Origin of the sequence: Pseudomonas jinjuensis (assembly GCF_900103845.1) — a bacterium.
In the GTDB taxonomy this organism is placed as follows: Bacteria; Pseudomonadota; Gammaproteobacteria; order Pseudomonadales; family Pseudomonadaceae; genus Pseudomonas; species Pseudomonas jinjuensis.
In genome coordinates this window covers 40,511-57,493 of the sequence record NZ_FNIJ01000006.1, presented here as the reverse complement: position 1 = coordinate 57,493, position 16,983 = coordinate 40,511, and the positions used below count along the sequence as shown (strand labels likewise).

Here is a 16,983-nt window from a genome sequence, read left to right as displayed (position 1 = left end):
GCCTCCTCACACATCCAGCAGCGATGGCTGCTTGATATGCCTGGCAAAGACCTGCAGGAATTGCGGGTCCAGGCGGGCGCCCCACACTGCCAACGAGTGGCCGACCAACCAGAGCGCCAGGCCTGGCAGCCACAGCTGCAGGCCCAGGCCGACTACGGCCGCCAGGGTGCCGTTGAGGATCGCCACATTGCGCGGCGCGCCGCCGAGCAGAATCGTCTCGGCCAGCGAGCGGTGCAGTGGCACCTCAAAGCCGGGTATGAGTTCGCGCTCGCCGTTCATGCGATCACCGCCCCGCCGGCAAAGCTGAAGAAGCTGAGGAAGAACGAGGACGCAGCGAAGGCGATCGACAGGCCGAAGACGATCTGGATCAGCTTGCGAAAGCCGCCGCTGGTGTCGCCGAAGGCCAGCGTCAGGCCTGTGGTAATGATGATGATCACCGCGATGATGCGCGCCACCGGACCCTGTACCGAGTCGAGGATCGATTGCAGCGGTCCTTCCCAGGGCATGCCGGAGCCGGCAGCGAGCACCGGCAGGGAGGCACCTAGGCAGAGGGCGCCGAGCATTAAGCTACTGACGACGCGGTGACGAAAAACAGCTGAAAGCTGAAGGACAGTCATGGCTGAGTTCCCTAGGCAGAGGTGGAGCGAAGGAGGGTGTCGATGGAGCTGAGCTGGTAGCCGCGCTCGTCATGGCCGATGACGCGGGCTATCTGCTGGACATGGCGGGCGCGACCGCGCCCGGCGAGGAACACCACCAGGTTGACCGTCTCGGCGATTAGCGCCCGCGGCGCAGCCAGGGCGATTTCCAGAATCAGTTGCTCCAGGCGCAGCAGCGCACCCTGGGCGGAGCCGGCATGGATGGTGGCGATACCGCCGGGATGGCCGGTGCCCCAGGCCTTGACCAGGTCCAGCGCCTCGCTGCCGCGCACCTCGCCGACCACCACGCGGTCGGGCCGCAGGCGCAGCGTGCTGCGCACCAGGTCGGCCATCGACACCACACCGGGCTTGGTGCGCAGGGCGACGTGATCGAGGGCCAGACACTGCAACTCGACCGTGTCCTCCAGCACCAGCACGCGGTCGCCGCTGCCGGCCACCTCGGCCAGCAGTGCATTTGCCAGGGTGGTCTTGCCGCTGCTGGTGCCGCCGGCCACCAGAATGTTCTGCCGCTCGTGCACGGCCACGCGCAGGTACTCGGCCTGGGTAGGGCTGAGGATGCCGCCGGCCACGTACTGCTGCAGCGGGATGACGCCGGCTGCGCGTTTGCGTAGAGCGAAGGTCGGTCCGGCCACCACAGGCGGCAGTACACCCTCGAAGCGCTCGCCAGTCTCTGGCAGTTCGGCGCTGAGCAGCGGCTTGTTACGATGTACCTCCTGGCCGACATGCGCGGCCACCAGGCGAATGATCCGCTCGCCGTCGCCGGCCGCCAGCGTACCCAACCTTGAGCGGCCGGCGGAAAGGCGATCCAGCCAGAGTACGCCGTCGGGGTTGAGCATCACCTCGACCACGTCGGGGTCGTCCAGAGCTGCAGCGATCAGCGGACCCATCGCCGTGCGCAGCATGTGCGTGCGCCGATTCAGGGAAGCCGCCGCTGCGCCCAGTACGCTGGAAGTTGCGGCGGTCATGGACGTTCTCCCGAGACCTGAGCCTCTGCCTGAATCTCTTCATTTACGTCTCTGACCAGGCTGCGCCCGCGCTGCAAGTGACGCCCCAGTTGCTCGACGAACTGGCTGAAGCGCAGCTTGCCCTGCGCGCGGGCCGCCTCCTGATGTGTCTCGGGCACTGGCGTGCTGACCGTGAGGTAGTAGCGCACGTACAGCGCCACGGTCTCGATCAGGATGTGCTGGTCGCGCTCCAGACGTTCGAACTGACGTGACAGGCGATCCAGGCGTTTGGCCATGGCCACCTCGCGCTGCTCGCCGGACTCGGGCGACAGCCAGGAGGCCAGCGCCGCGGCGATGATCGAGGACTTCGATACGCCCTTGGTGATCGCCAGCTCGTTCAGGCGCTTGGCGTGTTCGGGTTGGATAAACAGGTTGAGGCGGGCTCGGCTCATAGGGCTATTCCATCGTCAGGGTCGAGGGCGGCCAGCCGCGCGACGCGCTGTAGGCGTGGGTCCGGCTGGGTGGGGAAGGGCGTGGGAATGTCGTCCTCGTCGAGCAACAGCAGGTCGCTGGTCAGCTCGTCGTGATCCGGAAACTGGGCGAGCACCGCCAGTTCGGGCTGACGGCGTGGGCCGCCGTCCTCGATGGTCGAGTCGTCGCTCAGGTCGGCCGGCGATGCTGTAACGGCCGCAGTCACAGCCAGGCTGCTCCAGTCGTCTGGGCGTGGCGCTGGTACGTCTGCGTAGCGGCCCGGCTGCAAGCGCGGCGTCGGCAGCACCCGGCTCTGGAAGTTGGCGTCGGTGAAGTAGCGCAGCTTCTTCGCGCGGATCGGTGCGAGGCCCGAGAGCATAACCACGGCCTCGTCGCTGGGCAGTTGCATCACCTCACCCGGAGTCAGTAGTGGGCGTGCGGTTTCCTGGCGCGACACCATCAAATGCCCCAGCCAGGGCGCCAGACGGTGGCCGGCATAGTTGCGCTGCGCGCGCAGTTCGGTGGCAGTGCCCAGGGTCTCGGAGATGCGCTTGGCGGTGCGTTCGTCGTTGGTCGCGAAGGTCACCCGTACGTGGCAGTTGTCGAGGATCGAGTGGTTCTGGCCGTAGGCCTTGTCGATCTGGTTCAGCGACTGAGAGATTAGGAACGCGCGCAGCCCATAGCCGGCCATGAAGGCTAGCGCCGTCTCGAAGAAATCCAGCCGCCCCAGCGCCGGAAACTCATCCAGCATCAGCAGCAGCTTATGCCGGCGCTCGATGCCGTCGGAGCCGTCGAGCGACTCGGTCAGGCGCCGGCCGACCTGGTTGAGGATCAGGCGGATCAGCGGCTTGGTGCGGCTGATATCCGAGGGCGGTACCACCAGGTACAGCGACACCGGATGCTCGGCGGAGATCAGGTCGGCGATGCGCCAGTCGCAGCGCGAGGTGACTTCGGCCACCGTCGGGTCGCGGTACAGGCCGAGGAAGGACATGGCCGTGGACAGCACGCCCGAGCGCTCGTTGTCGCTCTTGTTCAGCACCTCCCGCGCCGCAGAGGCCACCACCGGATGCGGCGCATCGCCCAGGTGCGGCGTTGTCATCATCCGGTGCAGCGTCAGCTCGAAGGTGCAGGCCGGATCGGAGAGGAAGTTGGCGACGCCGCGCAGGGTCTTGTCCTGGCCGGCGTAGAGCACGTGGAGGATGGCGCCAACCAACAGCGCATGGCTCGTCTTCTCCCAGTGATTACGCCGCTCCAGTGCGCCCTCTGGGTCGACCAGGATATCGGCGATATTCTGTACGTCGCGCACCTCGTGGGCACCGCGACGCACTTCCAGCAACGGGTTGTAGGCGGCCGAGGCTAGGTCGGTGGGGTTGAACAGCAGACAGTGGGAAAAGCGCGAACGCCAGCCCGCGGTCAGGCTCCAGTTCTCACCCTTGATGTCGTGGATCACCGCCGAGGCCGGCCAGGAGAGCAGGGTAGGCACAACCAGGCCGACGCCCTTGCCCGAGCGTGTCGGCGCGAAGGTCAGCACATGCTCGGGGCCTTCGTGACGCAGGTACTGATCGTCGAACTGGCCGAGGAACACACCCGCGGGCTGGGTCAGGCCAGCCCTGAGCACCTCATCCGCATCGGCCCAGCGAGCGGAGCCGTAGGTGGTGACCCGGCGAGCCTGGCGTGCACGCCAGATCGCCATACCAATGGCCACCACCAACGCCAGCAGGCTACTGCAAGCAGCGATACTGCCGCCGACATTAAATACGTCCGGTGCGTAGGCATCGAAGACGAACCACCACTCGAATAGACGCCAGGGGTGATACACCGGCGTGCCCAGCAACTCGAACCAGGGCGCGCCAAGGCGAGCCTGGTAACCGAGCGCAGCAGCCGTCCACTGCGTGGCACCCCACACCCCGGACAGGGTAATGGCCAACACCACCAGCACCTGGCCGTACAGAACCGTTGTTGCATGCATCCCTGAACCCAAGCTCCCAGACAAAACGCACGGCACGCAGATGTGCTGCGGATGAGAGGTTCGGTACTGGGACGGAAGGGGTCAAAGACCGTTTCGGCGAGGACTAAGGAGGTAGGGGCAACACAGCTGGCTGTGGCGGTCGGTGGAAAAACTCAGCAGGGTGTGTACACGAGGTAGATGTCTATCAGAAACTACACCTGGCTACTGGCAGAAACCGGCCAGAAGCGGACTTCGGCGAGGGCTGTGCAAACCAGCACAGCCCTCCTTTTTAACGTCAGATCACGCGCTTGATCGCGATGTACTCACCCTCGGTGCGCAGCGTCACGGTTACCGGTTTATCAGTGCGGTTACGCCAGAACCAGCCGTGCTTCCCGTCGAAGGCCGCCTCCAATACGCCCTTGTCTTCCGGGGTGAAACGACCCTTGCCGTAGCCATGGTAGAAGTCACGCGGTGCGTTGTAGGGATCACCGTGGGTGTCGTAGTTGACCTGGCCACCATTGGCCGTCCAGAAGTAGTTCACCTTGGCGCCCTTGAGCATCTCCAGCTTGATTTCGGCGCCCTGGCCGGGAGCCAGTTCAATGCTCATCTCGTGCTTCAGACCTGCCACTTCCGGCGCTGCCGGCACTACGGGCGCGGACGGCTGGGCAACTTCGGCCACCACCACCTCGGGGGCTGGCTGCGCGCTGGGCTGAACCACCGCAGGCGCCTGCGCGACCGGGGGTGCGTTCTCGGCGGCGGCTTCTTCGGCCAGTTGTTGCTTGATCTCGCCCATTTGGGTCAGGCCCAGCATGCGGCCCACGCCGGTCGGGTCGACGGCGTATTCCGACGGCATCACCACGGTGACAAGCAGGGCCATCGCGACGATCAGGGCGATGACGGTGGAACGCAGCAACTGCTGGCTGCTCGGCAGTTCGTTGAGGCTTGGGGCTTTGCTATTGAACATGGGGGAATTCCTTACTGGGAGACGATCAGGCCGGTGAGCTGGTAACCCATCAACAGGAAACCGGCGCTCATCATGGCGACATTGGCGGTGTATGCATGGCGCCAGAAGCTGGCGGTGCGCCGCCAGTAGCCCATCAGAATGAGGATGGTGCCGAGGGCCAGCAGCTGGCCGATTTCGACGCCGACATTGAAGGCGATCAGGTTGGCGATCAGGCCATCCGGCGAGATCTCGAACTCCTGGATCTTGGTCGCCAGGCCGAAGCCATGCAGCAGGCCGAAGATCAGCGTGGCCGCGCGCGTATCGGGCTGATAGCCGAACCAGCGCTGGAAGGCGCCCAGGTTATCGAGCGCCTTGTACACCACCGAGAAGCCGATGATGGCGTCGATCACGTAGGGACTGATGCTGATATTGCTCAGCACCCCGAACAGCAGGGTGATCGAGTGGCCGAGCGCGAACAGCGTGACATACAGCCCAACATCCTTGAGGCGGTAGAGGAAGAAGATCACCCCGAACAGGAACAGCAGGTGGTCGTAGCCGGTGATCATGTGCTTGGCGCCCATGTACACGAACGGCATCAGCAGCACGCCGCTGCTTTCTTGGATGAAACCCTTGTCGCCTTCGGGCACGCCATGGGCGAGCGCCTCGGGCGTGCCTATCAGCAGCAGAACGAAAGCCAGCAGGGGCAATAGAAACGGTCGACGCAGGGCGCCGTGACCGCGAAGTGGTAGCGATTGCATAAGGAGATCCTAAGTTGATGAGGTCTGGGCCACGAGGGCCAGAGTCAGAACACCCGTCAGGATCGTGGAGGGCGCTCTATGCGCGTGCGGGGGCCGTGGGCCAGCCGCTGGTCATAGGCAAACGCGGGCTGCCCTGCGGACACACGCCCAGGCGCTGGCAGCCAGGCGCTCAGGTGCGGCGTTTCATGCACATGATCGGCCATCAGCGATGAGTGCTGGTGGTCTCCCCACAGCTGAAAATCCTGTCCGAACGAGTCGTCGTGACTGTGCGGATGGTCGTCGTAATTCGCTTGCGCAGCCGATCCATTGCCTGCGGAATAGCCCGATAGCGCATGCCCCGTCCACAACAATAGCGACAGCAGTGCCAGGACGGAAAGGGATCGACAGGTAGCGATTTGGCTCAGCATCGACGGACAAATTACGACTCGACAGGGGAGAGCGTCTGGTTTGACGCATCCCCCCCAGGGGGATAGGATGCGGCGGCAGTTATCCTTGCATGAGACTCGGCGATGGGCAAGCACGAACACGAACATCAGCACCAAAGTCATAAGGAAATCATCAAAAGGTTGAAGCGTGCCGAGGGCCACCTGCGCAGCATCGTCGGCATGATCGAGGACGGGCGCGCCTGCGTGGACATTGCCCAGCAACTGCATGCGGTCGAGAAAGCGGTGTGTCAGGCCAAACGCACGCTGATCCAGGATCACATCGACCACTGCCTGGAACACACGGTCGGCGCCCTTACCAACGGTGAGCGGGCGCCACTGGAAGAATTCAAGCAGATCACCAAGTACCTTTGAGCACCCTGCCATGTCGTCCTTCGCCGAAATTCTCCAGCAAGGGGCCTCGCAGGCCTGGCTGTATATCCCCACCGCCATCCTGCTGGGCGCGCTGCACGGCCTGGAGCCCGGCCATTCGAAGACCATGATGGCCGCCTTCATCGTGGCCATTCGCGGCACGGTGCGCCAAGCCATTCTGCTTGGCCTGGCCGCCACGGCCTCGCACACCGCCGTGGTCTGGCTGGTTGCCATCGGTGGCATGTATCTCGGGCAGAACCTCGACGCGCAGACCACCGAGCCTTACTTCCAGCTCGCCTCGGCGGTGCTGATCATAGCCATCGCCCTGTGGATGCTCTGGCGCACCTGGCGCGGGGAGCAGATGTGGCGTTTCGAGCAGGGCAATGATCATCATCACGCGCATGACCATGCGCACGACGAAACCCGCCGCATCGACACGGGGCATGGGCGCATCGAGCTGTCGATTTTCGAGGAAGGGGTAGCGCCGCGCTGGCGGCTGCAAACTCTCAGTGGTCACACGTGGCAAGCCACCGATGTCGTCCTGCAGACCACCCGCGAGGATGGCAGCATGCGCCGCTTCGCCTTTGCCCAACGCGACGGCTACCTGGAGTCCGTGGATGAAATTCCCGAGCCCCACGCGTTCAACGTGCGTCTGAGCCTCGGCCATGGCGGCCACTCCCACGACTACGACCTGGAGTTCCACGAGCATGACCACGCGCATACCGAGCTGGAAGGTTTGGAGCTGTCACTGGAGGGTTACCAGGACGCCCACGAACGGGCTCACGCCAACGACATCCGGCGCCGTTTCGCCAGCCGTAACGTCAGCACTGGCCAGGTCATCCTGTTCGGCCTGACGGGTGGCCTGATCCCCTGCCCGGCGGCCATCACCGTGCTGCTGCTCTGCCTGCAGGTCAAGGAAGTCACGCTGGGTGCCGTGCTAGTGCTCAGCTTCAGTGTCGGTCTGGCCTTGACCCTGGTTGCGGTGGGCGTCGCCGCTGCCATTGGCACTCGCCATGCCACCAATCGTTGGCCCTGGCTGGGCGTAGTGGCGCGCCGTGCCCCCTACCTGTCGAGCCTGCTGATCATCGCCGTGGGTATCTATGTCGGCCTGCACGGCTGGGCCGGGCTGAACATCTGAGGTGTGGGACTTCTCCGCCTACCTGGGGCTGTTCGTCGCAGCCTTCGGTGCCGCCACCCTGCTGCCGCTGCAGTCCGAGGCAGTGCTGACCAGCCTGCTGCTGGCTGCCAAGCAACCAGCGGCCATGCTGCTGTTGGTGGCCACGCTCGGTAACGTGCTCGGCTCGGTGGTCAATTGGCTGCTGGGCCGCTACATCGAGCACTTTCGCCACAAACGCTGGTTCCCAGTGCCAGAGGACAAGCTGCAACGCGCCCAGCAGGCCTACCATCGCTACGGGCGCTGGTCACTGCTGCTGAGCTGGGTGCCGATCATCGGCGACCCGCTGACCGTCATCGCCGGCACCCTACGCGAGCCGTTCTGGAGCTTCCTGCTGATCGTGCTGGTAGCCAAGGCCGGACGTTATCTGGCACTGGCCGCGTTGACGCTTGGGCTGCTGGGATGAAGCGCGACGCCGGGCTCGATTTGGTCAAGTGGCTGGCCATGCTCAGCATGCTGATTGACCACTTGCGTTATCTGTGGCCGGACACCTATGGCCTGTTCGTCATCGGCCGCCTGGCGTTTCCGCTGTTCTGCCTGGGCATCGCCGCCAACGTGGTCAGAACTCAATCCGGCGAGTTGTTCAGCGAGAGCAATGCGCGCTACCTCGGTTGGTTGCTGGCCTTCTCCCTGCTCTCGGAGCTGCCCTACCGCCTGCTCTCGCCGGAGAGCGCGACGCTCAACGTGATGCCGACCCTGTCGCTCGGCCTGCTGGTGGCCTGGGGCGTTCACCATGCAGATCGCAAAAGTCTGCTCATAGCTACCAGTGCACTGGTCGTCGCCCTGTTGCTACATAGACAGTTGATGTACGGGGTAATCGGCGTGATGTTGCCTGCTGCCTTCGTTGTCGGGCTAATGGGTGTTCGTTGGTGGTTATTGCCTGCAGCCCTGGCGGTATTGGCAAATAGCCGCAACCGCTGGTTGGTGGAGTGGGGAATAGTGCCGGAGACCCTGGCCATGTTCGCCATGGCAGGCGCAGCCGTGTTGCTTGGGTTAGCCCTGTTGCGTCAGCCCATGCCCTGGACAGTCTGGCCCGTTGGCCGCTGGGGTTACTGGTTCTATCCAGGACACTTGGCTGCGATATACCTGATGAAATCCTAGATGAGGGTGGCGTATGGCGGCCGATGGCCGGCTCTGCGCGATCAGGTTGGCAGTGAAGCCTTGGTTCCTTACCTTTCAGCATTACCTGCGGGGGATGCAGTGGCTCGGCAGCGCTTCCTGATCTACGCCAGTTCGCGAATGAGCTCTGGATGCTTGCTCAGGATACGGATCAGGACGGTGGCCTGGTCGTTGGGCTTTGAGCGGTTCTGTTCCCAGTTCTTGAGGGTTGCTGGCTTGGCGTGAATGGCCTGGGCAAATACACCCTGGGACATCTGCAGCTTTTCGCGCAGTGCGACGATTTCTGCACCTGTCGCGGGTTCGATTGGCTTGTATTCGACCTTGTGGGTACGCAGCGTACGCTTGCCTTCACGTGCTGCGGCCAGGTCGTCGAAGCCTTCGATCAGCTCGGAAAAAATATCGCGTTTGGTCATGGTGCTTGCCTCGTCTTCACTTCGCGCTCAAGGAGCGCTTTCAACTGCCTGCGCTGGTCACTGCTCAGGTCATCGAGTTCGTCTTTGTCATACAGGGTGAAGAGCCAGAACTGCAGGCAGCTGTGCCAGTAGTAGTAAATTACCCGAACACCACCGCGCTTCCCTTTGTTGCGCCTGATCGATCCGAAGCGGACCTTCCTCAGACCACCGCTGTTGGCGATGACTGCGCCTGTCTCCGGGTTGGCCAAGAGCATCTGCTGGAATAGAGAGTACTCGTCGTCATCCAGGTGGGCTTTTCGATTGCGCTCAGAGGGTGACAGCTCAACGAACAATGCTTTCATATATGTGCGCTATTTGCGTATATTTAATGGTGAGTGTCTTCTTGTCAAGAAATGAGCAGGTGGCCAGATACAAGAAATGCGGCAGCCTGGCTGGGCTGCCGTTAAGACGCTCTTCTGAGAGGGCTCGCCGCGAGGGGGAGATCTAGTGCCTGTGGCGATCAGGCGATTTCCTTCTGTGATGTGTGATCAGGCAGCAACGCCTGGCTTTCCGCCGGACTCACCCGCCCGATGAACCGGGCCAGTTGTTCGGCCGGTTCGCCTTGGCGTCGTACCAGGTAGGTGGTCAGCATCGCGGGGCAGCCGGCCAGCGGCCGGGCCACGACGTCCGGGTTGTTGAGTTCGGTGATGCGCGCCAGGCTGGAAAAACCCAGGCCGTAACCCGCGGCTACCAGCGCCATCATCAGGTCCAAGGTGGGAACGCGGTCAGCGATGGTCAGCCGTGCATCCACCGTTCCTAGCACACGCTGCAGTTGCCTCCAGAAGCCTTCGCAGACCTGCGGATCGCAGAGCACCAGCGGATAGCGCACCACCTCGTCGAGCGGCACGCGCCGATAGGTCAACAGCGGGTGGCGTGCCGGCACCGCCACTACCAGCGGATCGAACCAGACCGGCTCGGCCACCAGGCCATCACCAACCTCGTCGGACTGGGCGAACCCGATGTCGAACAGGTCGTCGTTCAGGCCTCTGACCTGCTCGCTGAAGGTAACCTCCGACAGGCAGATCTCGACTTCTGGTTCTTCCTCGCGGCACTGGGCGAGCAGGGCGGCCAGGCGTGCCTGTGGGATGCCATCGGACAGCGCGATGCGGATGCGCCCGCGGTAGCCGGCCGCCGCGCTCTTGACACTGGCTTTGGCCTGGTCGACCACGGCCAGCACCCGACGTGCTTCTTCCAACAGGACCTTGCCGGCCCAGGTCAGGCGCGTGCGCCGTGTGGTGCGCTCGAATAGCTGCACGCCCAGGCGGTACTCCAGCTCCTTGATGATCCGCGACAGGGGCGACTGTTCGATATGCAGGCGCGCGGCGGCACGCGCAAAGTGCAGTTCTTCTGCTACGGCGATGAAACAGCGAAGGTGGCGCAGTTCCACGGCGGTCAGGCCGAACTTGGTGAAGGGGCCGACGGTGTTGCAGACGACCTTGGCGCCCTTGAACGCTTCGATCAGCGAGTCGACATTGTGCTCGGCCTCGATGATCTCGTAGGTGGCCGACTCCAGGCGTACCACGCGTTGCGCCATCATTTCGCGCACCCGTCCGGCGTTGCGCGCCACGGCGGTGAAGGGGATGTTCTGGTCGATCAGCCAATCCATGGTCAGCATGCCGGTGTAGCCACTGGCGCCGTAGACAACGACGGGGTACTTAGCCATTTCGTGTGTTCTCTTGTTCTTGCTGCTGTTGAAGGAATACGGGGCAGGGGAGCGATGCGGGTTTCAGTGCAGGGACGCGAAACTCACTGCGGGCGGAAAGCAGGCAATTCGGTTCGCCTGGCATTCATTCGCGGCAATTTGCCGGGACGGTATCCACGCGGCGCCGAGGAAAGTGGCGATCACGACCAGTGAGGCGACGGCCGATAGCACGATTGTCGTTTTCATCTTCTTCACCTGCTGTTCGAGCAATGTCTGAGCTCAGCAGGTGCGGCTCGCCGCGCCGGGTGGAGTCGAATCCAGCACCTGTTGACTGGACTTAAAGATAGAGAGCGGGTGTTTTTTGAACCCCCCCACGCCGAGGGGGACTAGGGACGCACGCATCCGGCGCGCGAGTGCCGCCGGAGATGTTTCCGCAAGTGCAGATTGCAATGTCTTCTGGAACGCAGGGGGGAGGGCTCAGCGCGCAGCTTGCTCGGTTGGGGTTGTCGAATTCCATGCGGACTTCACTGTACTCGACGGAAGTTCACCGAACGCTCTGCGATAGTCCATTGCGAAATTGCCAAGATTGCCGAATCCGCATTTATAGGCGACCGCCGCGACGGTCGTCCCCGGTTGGCCGCTCAATAGCATCTGGCGTGCGTGGCGAAGGCGCACTTGCTTCACGAAGCCCATCGGAGAGTAACCGCGATTCTTCTTGAAGGAATGAAACAAGCTGCGCACGCTGACATTGGTAAGCTGCGCCAGGCGTTCCACTGTGATGGGCTGGTCCCAGTGAGCCTCGATGTACTCTTCCGCAAGCCGGACTGTTCTGGGTGCGACATCGCGGTGCGGACCATTCAACAAGTGACTGAGACTATGGCGGCTGGCCTTGAGGAACATGACGATCAGCGCCTGCTCAATCTCACTCAATGAGGTCAGCGGAATGCCGACCTCGCACGCCTCGGCCTCCCCGATGAGAAAGCACAACAGCCGCCACCATTGTCGGCCGACCGGATTTTCGAAGTCGAAGGCCGGGTCGAAGATGACGCCCCCGTTGACTTCAGCGCCGACCAGGCAGGCGAGCTTTCGCTCTACTACAGAGGCGTCCAGCAAGACTGCGATCTCCTCGAAGTCGGGATCGGAGTGCAACTCGGTTCGCCCACCCGGTGATGCAATCAAGCCTTGTCGTCCGGCAAGACTCACCTTTTGGCCCCGCGTTTTGCCCCAGCCGGTTCCGGCAATGGCAATCGGTACGGCGTAGCTGGCCGAAGTGTCAGGGTAATAGGCCTGATCGACTGCGCTCCCAAAACTCACATAGGAGATTGCCATATCGTTGAGCTGGCAATGGTTGGCTCGGGCGCGAAAGTCTCTGTAGTCATCGGCGACGGAAAAATACAGCTCACCGTAAAATGGGCTGGCCGCCACTCTCATCTCTTCGACGTCGTCGGTCCGGATGACCGCAAATCGATCGAGTGGTTTCCTTTCTATCTGAGTATCCATTGGTGTCCCCAGCGACCTGACGCTGTCGTCTGCAACCGGATGGCAACCTCCGGTGCGAATCACGTGTTACGCAAACCCTTTCACAATTCGGGCAAAGTTTGCACTCGAATGGTAGACGGGGTCTTTCCCCCGGCGAAAGAATATGGCGGCTAGTTGCCATATGCACGGCACCCCTCGAATCAAGACGGAATGTGCTTTTGACCAGCGCCAGGAACAGGCGGTTGCTACGATAACGGCTCAGTTGCACTACGTTGGCAGAGGGGTACGTACTGTCCCCATATTTCCAAAAGGGGAGTTCGTACGAGTGACGGGGCTACGGGTAGCGCAGAAGGGTCAGTTGCGCACGCCGAATCGGACTGGAGCCTCACTCACAGGAAACTCGGATTGTTCAACGCCGGATTTCTGACCAGCTATATACCTATCTTGCGTCTCTTCAACCCGCTATAGGCTGACTTCGACACGTCCTGGCCACCAGGTGACATCGAGTTGGTGAAGCAGGAGAGGCGCATCGCTGCACGTATCGCAAACAAGGATAAAAGGATGACTCCACGTCTTTACATGGCAGTTTCAGCCGCCCTCATGGTGTTGCCCGGTCAATTGCTGGCCGGAGGCCTGATGCTCTATGAGATCGGCACGGACAACGTGGGGCTGGCCAATGCGGGAGCCGCAGCCAGAGCCCAGGGGCCTGCCACCCTCGCCAGCAACGTGGCGGGTATGGCCTGGTTGCCCGGTACGCAGATCACCGCTGGCGCCCAGGTGCTGCACAGCAACCTGGACTTCGAGTTGGACGCAAACACCAACGTCGCAGGGGGAGACAGCGGCAACGCGATGGAGTGGTCCCCAGGCGGGAGCTTGTTCGTGACCCGGGAAATCGGCGATGGCTGGTCGGTCGGGTTTGCCAGCTACGGTGACTTCGGCCTCAATCTCAATTATGAGAATGACTGGAGCGGCCGCTACTTCCTGCAGAACGGCGAATTGCTCGGTATGTCGCTCATGCCGGCACTGGCCTATCGCCTCAACGAGCAGTGGGCATTCGGCGTTGGCCTGCGTGCTTTCTATGCCACGCTGGATACCCAGTTGGCCGTGAACAACGATCCGCTGGGACTGCTCCAGCGCCCGGACGGCCAGTTGAAATACCAGGATCATGACTGGGGCTATGGCGGCAATCTGGGGGTTGTCTATGCCCCTGCTCCCGGGACGCGATTGGGCCTGAGCTATACGAGCGAGATCGACATCGAGTTCGAGGATGGCCTGGACCTTCAGGGTGTCGGCCCCGTGACGACGCGCTTGCTGCGCGATCGCGGGCTGCTCGATGCCGCCACCCGCATCGATATGCATGTGCCACAAACCCTGACCTTCAGCCTCTACCACCAGCTCGATGAGCAGTGGGCACTCCTGGCCAGTGCCAATTGGCAAGACTGGTCCAGGTTTGGTGAGGTGGGCGTCGATCTGGACAGCAATCAGCCTCGCTCAGCAACGCTTGAGGCGAATTATCACGATACCTGGCATCTCTCTGTCGGCACCCAGTACCGGTTCGATCCACGGTGGATGTGGAGTTTCGGCGTGGGCTACGACAGCTCGCCGGTGGATGACGAGGATCGCACGCTCACGGTGCCGATGGCCGAAACCTGGCGCATCGGCACGGGCCTGACCTATGCATTGGATGCCCAGACCGAGATGAACCTGAGCTATGAAATGGTCTGGCTCGGGGACATGGAGATCAGCCAGGAGAAGTCGCTTCCCGTGAATGACCCCCAGCGGGTCTCCGGCGAATTCGACAATGCCTGGATCCAGGCGCTCAGTGCCAGCGCTACCTGGCGCTTCTGAGTGTTGTGAGTGGTGGTCCGTGACGCGGTTGGATGCACAACGCATGCATGTACAGGGACTCGTAGAATCTAATGTCCAACAAGGAGAGAGCACGATCATGATGAAGACCAGGACCCTGATGGCAGGCAGCCTCGTGGCTGCCGCAGTACTACTGAATGGCTGCACCAGCAAAACGGTCAGCCAGGAGCAGTATTCAGGGTTTCTTCCCAGCTACGACGGGTTGAAAACCGTCGAAACCGCCAGCGGCCAGAAGGCCCTGCGCTGGGTGGATCCCGCGTTCAATGTGGCCAACTACGACAAGCTGATCTTTCAGCCGCTGCGCTTTTACCCCACCCCGCAAACGACAGATCGCATTGGGCAGCAGACCTACGACGAACTGTTGAAGTACGCCAACGCGCGCCTGGGCGAGGCGTTGTCCAGCAGGTTCCAACTGGTGGGCTTCTCCACCGGGCCTCGCACCCTCGAGTTTCGCGGGGCCATTACCGGCGTCAGTGCCAACACCGAGGGGCTCAAGCCCTATGAGGTCATCCCCATCGCTCTGGTGGTGGCCGGCACCATGGCCGCCACCGGCGAGCGCGACCAGGATACCGAGTTGTACCTGGAAGGGGAGCTGATCGACACCAGCACCGGCAAGGCCGTGATGCGCGTCGTGCGCAAGGGCTTTGGGAAGACGCTGAGCAATGACCGCCAGGCTATTGGATTCGCCGATCTCAAGCCGGTTGTCGACGAACTCACCACCGACGTTTTGAAGTTCCGTTAGCCCTGCAGGGGACTGTGCGCGAGTAAGTGATTCGATATCCAGACCGCGCTGTGTTCCTGTGCGCAAAAACCGTCTCATAGCCAAGGAGAATGCATATGAAAATTGCATCTACAGCCATGCTGGCTGCCGCTATCAGCCAGGGGCTAGCCGGCCATGCATCGGCTGCCGATCAGGACGAACTCCTGCAGATTGCCAAGGACGCCTACGTCTACGGCTATTCGTTGATGACTACCGAGGTCACCCGTGTGCAGATGACCAACGTAGACAAGGTGGACAACGAACATGCCCCCATGGGGCAGTTCTTCAACGTCAAGCGTTATCCGCCGGCGGGGTACCGCGGCGTGTCGGCACCGAATGCCGACACGCTCTACTCGATTGCTTGGGCGGATCTGAGCGAGCCGCAGGTATTCAGTCATCCCGACATGGGCGATCGTTATTACCTGATGCCGATGTACAACCTGTGGATGACCATCTTCGACTCGCCTGGGGCGCGCACCGCAGGCGGCGCTGCGGCCAACTATCTGCTGACCGGGCCGGGCTGGGAGGGCAAGGTGCCCGAGGGTATGAAGCAGATCAAATCCGCCACCCGAAAGATGTTGATTCTGGGGCGCACCTACGCCAACGGCACCGACAAGGATTACGCGACCGTCAATGCCTTACAGGCGCAATTGAAGCTCACCCCGCTGTCGGCCTGGGGTAAACCCTATACGCCCAAGGCTCCAGCAGTGGATCCGAATCCGGGCTTCAGCATGACGGCCAAACCGCAGGAAGTCATTCTCGGCATGAGTACCGAGACCTATTTCAACAAGCTCGCCGAACTGATGTGTGAAGCGGCGCCTCCCGCCGCTGAGGACGGCGCTATCCTGGTCCGCATGGCCAAGCTTGGCATCGAACCCTGCAAGCCGTTCAAACTCGGCAACCTGGACTCGGCGCTGCAAGCGAAGTTGAGCGACCTGCCAGAGGTCGCCCTGAAGGAGATCGGGGCCAACCAAGGCACCCTGGGACACAAGGTCAACGGCTGGACCTACACCAAGGGGCTTGGTGTATACGGCACTGACTATATGAAGCGTGCCGTAGTCGCAGCCTTCGGCTGGCCCGCAAACGTGGAGAGGGACGCGGTGTATCCCTACACCGAGGTGGACAGCGACGGACAGAAACTCAACGGCGCAAACAAGTACACCCTGACGTTCCCCAAGGGGCAGACGCCCCCGGCGAACGGCTTCTGGTCCATCACCATGTATGAGATCGACAAAGGTTGGTGGTTCGTGCCGAACCCGCTCAGCAAGTTCACCGTCAGCGCGCGCAACGATCTGCAATACAACGCCGACGGCTCGCTTACGCTGTACTTCCAACACCAGTCTCCCGGCAAGGACAAGGAGGCCAACTGGCTGCCGGCACCTCAAGGTGATTTCCTGCCAATGATGCGAATGTACTGGCCGAAGGAGGGCAACCCCTCGATCCTGGATGGTAGCTGGACTCCGCCGCAGATCGTCCGCGTCAATTAGCTGCCTTGGTGAGATGCCCCAATGCAGTTGGCATTGGGGCCCATTGGGCTACTCATTGTTCGCAAGCCTGATTCGGAGGGGGCGGTAATCCCCTTGTCTCACCTTCGGCACTCCCAGATACCACGCGGCCGATATGTCATGGCCTCATCCTAGTACAGCGTCGGCGCCCCGAGGCCTGAGCTCTGGTTGCTTTCCCGTCTTGTTCAACGTCATGCCCCCTCGTTGCTGGGGGTGGAACCTGAGCCATGGCTTTTTATGTTTTGCAGAATGCTGTCGCGCTTTGCCGGTGGCTGCCGCTAGTGAGCGCGACGAGGATGCCGAGTTGTATATGGAAGGGGAACTGATCGACACCAGCGCTGGCAAGGCCGTGCTGCGCGTCGTGCGCAAGGGCTTTGGGAAGACGCTGTTCAACGACAGTGCTGATCTCAAGCCTCTCATTGATGAGCTCACCACCGAGGTTTTGAGGTCTTGAAGGGGGGAAGACTGGCCC

At 62.2% G+C, this 16,983-nt stretch carries 20 protein-coding genes; 8 read left to right on the top strand and 12 right to left on the bottom strand.

The features are described from left to right. Positions 1-6: 6 nt before the first annotated feature. The 7 genes from BLR75_RS09920 to BLR75_RS09890 all read right to left on the bottom strand — a co-directional run bounded on the left by BLR75_RS09920 (position 7) and on the right by BLR75_RS09890 (position 5,720). Positions 7-279, bottom strand: coding sequence for a VirB3 family type IV secretion system protein (locus BLR75_RS09920; RefSeq protein WP_084310728.1), 273 nt, complete (start codon positions 277-279; stop codon positions 7-9). Further along, positions 276-617, bottom strand: coding sequence for a TrbC/VirB2 family type IV secretion system protein (locus BLR75_RS09915; protein ID WP_084310727.1), 342 nt, complete (start codon positions 615-617; stop codon positions 276-278). Before BLR75_RS09915 ends, BLR75_RS09920 begins: the two co-directional genes overlap by 4 nt. Positions 618-628: 11 nt before the next feature. Then, positions 629-1,621 (bottom strand): P-type conjugative transfer ATPase TrbB, encoded by a 993-nt coding sequence (gene trbB, locus BLR75_RS09910; protein WP_139207013.1) that lies wholly within the window; start codon positions 1,619-1,621, stop codon positions 629-631. Next, positions 1,618-2,052, bottom strand: a complete 435-nt coding sequence (locus tag BLR75_RS09905; protein WP_084310725.1) for a CopG family transcriptional regulator — start codon at positions 2,050-2,052, stop codon at positions 1,618-1,620. The genes trbB and BLR75_RS09905 overlap by 4 nt, the downstream gene beginning before the upstream one ends. Then, positions 2,049-4,040 (bottom strand): conjugal transfer protein TraG, encoded by a 1,992-nt coding sequence (locus BLR75_RS09900; RefSeq protein ID WP_084310724.1) that lies wholly within the window; start codon positions 4,038-4,040, stop codon positions 2,049-2,051. Before BLR75_RS09900 ends, BLR75_RS09905 begins: the two co-directional genes overlap by 4 nt. Before the next feature lie 274 nt (positions 4,041-4,314). After that, a complete protein-coding gene (locus BLR75_RS09895) occupies positions 4,315-4,983 on the bottom strand; it encodes a transmembrane anchor protein (RefSeq protein ID WP_084310723.1) in 669 nt (222 codons plus the stop codon). A gap of 11 nt (positions 4,984-4,994) precedes the next feature. Next, positions 4,995-5,720 (bottom strand): HupE/UreJ family protein, encoded by a 726-nt coding sequence (locus BLR75_RS09890; RefSeq protein WP_084310722.1) that lies wholly within the window; start codon positions 5,718-5,720, stop codon positions 4,995-4,997. Between the two features lie 509 nt (positions 5,721-6,229). Here BLR75_RS09890 and BLR75_RS09885 point away from each other — a divergent pair. Genes BLR75_RS09885 through BLR75_RS09870 form a run of 4 tightly spaced genes read left to right on the top strand, consistent with a single transcriptional unit; the run spans position 6,230 to position 8,789 of the window. Next, a complete protein-coding gene (locus BLR75_RS09885; RefSeq protein ID WP_059392035.1) occupies positions 6,230-6,517 on the top strand; it encodes a metal-sensing transcriptional repressor in 288 nt (95 codons plus the stop codon). 10 nt (positions 6,518-6,527) lie between these two features. Further along, positions 6,528-7,652, top strand: a complete 1,125-nt coding sequence (locus BLR75_RS09880) for a nickel/cobalt efflux protein RcnA (protein ID WP_084310720.1) — start codon at positions 6,528-6,530, stop codon at positions 7,650-7,652. A gap of 1 nt (position 7,653) precedes the next feature. Next, on the top strand, positions 7,654-8,094 hold the full coding sequence (locus BLR75_RS09875; protein ID WP_084310719.1) for a YqaA family protein: 441 nt from the start codon (positions 7,654-7,656) through the stop codon (positions 8,092-8,094). Beyond that, positions 8,091-8,789, top strand: coding sequence for a TraX family protein (locus BLR75_RS09870; protein ID WP_084310718.1), 699 nt, complete (start codon positions 8,091-8,093; stop codon positions 8,787-8,789). Before BLR75_RS09875 ends, BLR75_RS09870 begins: the two co-directional genes overlap by 4 nt. 122 nt (positions 8,790-8,911) lie before the next feature. Here the strand turns inward: BLR75_RS09870 and BLR75_RS09865 are convergent, their stop codons facing one another. From BLR75_RS09865 to BLR75_RS09845, 5 genes are all read right to left on the bottom strand, one after another. After that, a complete protein-coding gene (locus BLR75_RS09865; RefSeq protein ID WP_074879837.1) occupies positions 8,912-9,220 on the bottom strand; it encodes a helix-turn-helix domain-containing protein in 309 nt (102 codons plus the stop codon). Then, positions 9,217-9,561 (bottom strand): toxin, encoded by a 345-nt coding sequence (locus BLR75_RS09860; RefSeq protein ID WP_084310717.1) that lies wholly within the window; start codon positions 9,559-9,561, stop codon positions 9,217-9,219. Before BLR75_RS09860 ends, BLR75_RS09865 begins: the two co-directional genes overlap by 4 nt. Before the next feature lie 158 nt (positions 9,562-9,719). Then, on the bottom strand, positions 9,720-10,646 hold the full coding sequence (locus BLR75_RS09855) for a LysR family transcriptional regulator (RefSeq protein ID WP_084310941.1): 927 nt from the start codon (positions 10,644-10,646) through the stop codon (positions 9,720-9,722). Positions 10,647-10,985: 339 nt separating this feature from the next. Beyond that, complete coding sequence (locus BLR75_RS26710) at positions 10,986-11,147, bottom strand: hypothetical protein (protein WP_169720226.1); 162 nt, start codon at positions 11,145-11,147, stop codon at positions 10,986-10,988. Positions 11,148-11,378: 231 nt separating this feature from the next. Then, positions 11,379-12,401 (bottom strand): AraC family transcriptional regulator, encoded by a 1,023-nt coding sequence (locus tag BLR75_RS09845; protein ID WP_084310715.1) that lies wholly within the window; start codon positions 12,399-12,401, stop codon positions 11,379-11,381. A 540-nt stretch (positions 12,402-12,941) separates the two neighbouring features. Here BLR75_RS09845 and BLR75_RS09840 point away from each other — a divergent pair. The 4 genes from BLR75_RS09840 to BLR75_RS26465 all read left to right on the top strand — a co-directional run bounded on the left by BLR75_RS09840 (position 12,942) and on the right by BLR75_RS26465 (position 16,965). After that, positions 12,942-14,228 carry an OmpP1/FadL family transporter gene (locus BLR75_RS09840; RefSeq protein WP_242443097.1) on the top strand — a complete coding sequence of 429 codons (1,287 nt, stop codon included), beginning with the start codon at positions 12,942-12,944 and terminating at the stop codon, positions 14,226-14,228. Between the two features lie 97 nt (positions 14,229-14,325). Further along, positions 14,326-14,988, top strand: a complete 663-nt coding sequence (locus tag BLR75_RS09835) for a DUF3313 domain-containing protein (RefSeq protein ID WP_217633606.1) — start codon at positions 14,326-14,328, stop codon at positions 14,986-14,988. A 95-nt stretch (positions 14,989-15,083) separates the two neighbouring features. Continuing rightward, positions 15,084-16,493: a DUF1254 domain-containing protein gene (locus BLR75_RS09830; protein ID WP_084310714.1), complete on the top strand. Its 1,410-nt coding sequence runs from the start codon at positions 15,084-15,086 to the stop codon at positions 16,491-16,493. Positions 16,494-16,692: 199 nt separating this feature from the next. Further along, positions 16,693-16,965: a DUF3313 domain-containing protein gene (locus tag BLR75_RS26465; protein ID WP_174688561.1), complete on the top strand. Its 273-nt coding sequence runs from the start codon at positions 16,693-16,695 to the stop codon at positions 16,963-16,965. The last annotated feature ends 18 nt before the right edge of the window (positions 16,966-16,983 follow it).

Excerpts from the sequence above, each read along its gene's own strand:
- BLR75_RS09915 (WP_084310727.1), bottom strand. The coding sequence starts at position 617 with ATGACTGTCCTTCAGCTTTCAGCTGTTTTTCGTCACCGCGTCGTCAGT.
- BLR75_RS09835 (WP_217633606.1), top strand. The coding sequence starts at position 14,326 with ATGATGAAGACCAGGACCCTGATGGCAGGCAGCCTCGTGGCTGCCGCA.
- BLR75_RS09865 (WP_074879837.1), bottom strand. The coding sequence starts at position 9,220 with ATGACCAAACGCGATATTTTTTCCGAGCTGATCGAAGGCTTCGACGAC.
- BLR75_RS09840 (WP_242443097.1), top strand. The coding sequence starts at position 12,942 with ATGACTCCACGTCTTTACATGGCAGTTTCAGCCGCCCTCATGGTGTTG.
- BLR75_RS26710 (WP_169720226.1), bottom strand. The coding sequence starts at position 11,147 with ATGAAAACGACAATCGTGCTATCGGCCGTCGCCTCACTGGTCGTGATC.
- BLR75_RS09905 (WP_084310725.1), bottom strand. The coding sequence starts at position 2,052 with ATGAGCCGAGCCCGCCTCAACCTGTTTATCCAACCCGAACACGCCAAG.
- BLR75_RS09860 (WP_084310717.1), bottom strand. The coding sequence starts at position 9,561 with ATGAAAGCATTGTTCGTTGAGCTGTCACCCTCTGAGCGCAATCGAAAA.
- trbB (WP_139207013.1), bottom strand. The coding sequence starts at position 1,621 with ATGACCGCCGCAACTTCCAGCGTACTGGGCGCAGCGGCGGCTTCCCTG.
- BLR75_RS09920 (WP_084310728.1), bottom strand. The coding sequence starts at position 279 with ATGAACGGCGAGCGCGAACTCATACCCGGCTTTGAGGTGCCACTGCAC.
- BLR75_RS09890 (WP_084310722.1), bottom strand. The coding sequence starts at position 5,720 with ATGCAATCGCTACCACTTCGCGGTCACGGCGCCCTGCGTCGACCGTTT.
- BLR75_RS09845 (WP_084310715.1), bottom strand. The coding sequence starts at position 12,401 with ATGGATACTCAGATAGAAAGGAAACCACTCGATCGATTTGCGGTCATC.
- BLR75_RS09870 (WP_084310718.1), top strand. The coding sequence starts at position 8,091 with ATGAAGCGCGACGCCGGGCTCGATTTGGTCAAGTGGCTGGCCATGCTC.
- BLR75_RS09830 (WP_084310714.1), top strand. The coding sequence starts at position 15,084 with ATGAAAATTGCATCTACAGCCATGCTGGCTGCCGCTATCAGCCAGGGG.
- BLR75_RS09895 (WP_084310723.1), bottom strand. The coding sequence starts at position 4,983 with ATGTTCAATAGCAAAGCCCCAAGCCTCAACGAACTGCCGAGCAGCCAG.
- BLR75_RS09880 (WP_084310720.1), top strand. The coding sequence starts at position 6,528 with ATGTCGTCCTTCGCCGAAATTCTCCAGCAAGGGGCCTCGCAGGCCTGG.
- BLR75_RS09885 (WP_059392035.1), top strand. The coding sequence starts at position 6,230 with ATGGGCAAGCACGAACACGAACATCAGCACCAAAGTCATAAGGAAATC.
- BLR75_RS09900 (WP_084310724.1), bottom strand. The coding sequence starts at position 4,040 with ATGCATGCAACAACGGTTCTGTACGGCCAGGTGCTGGTGGTGTTGGCC.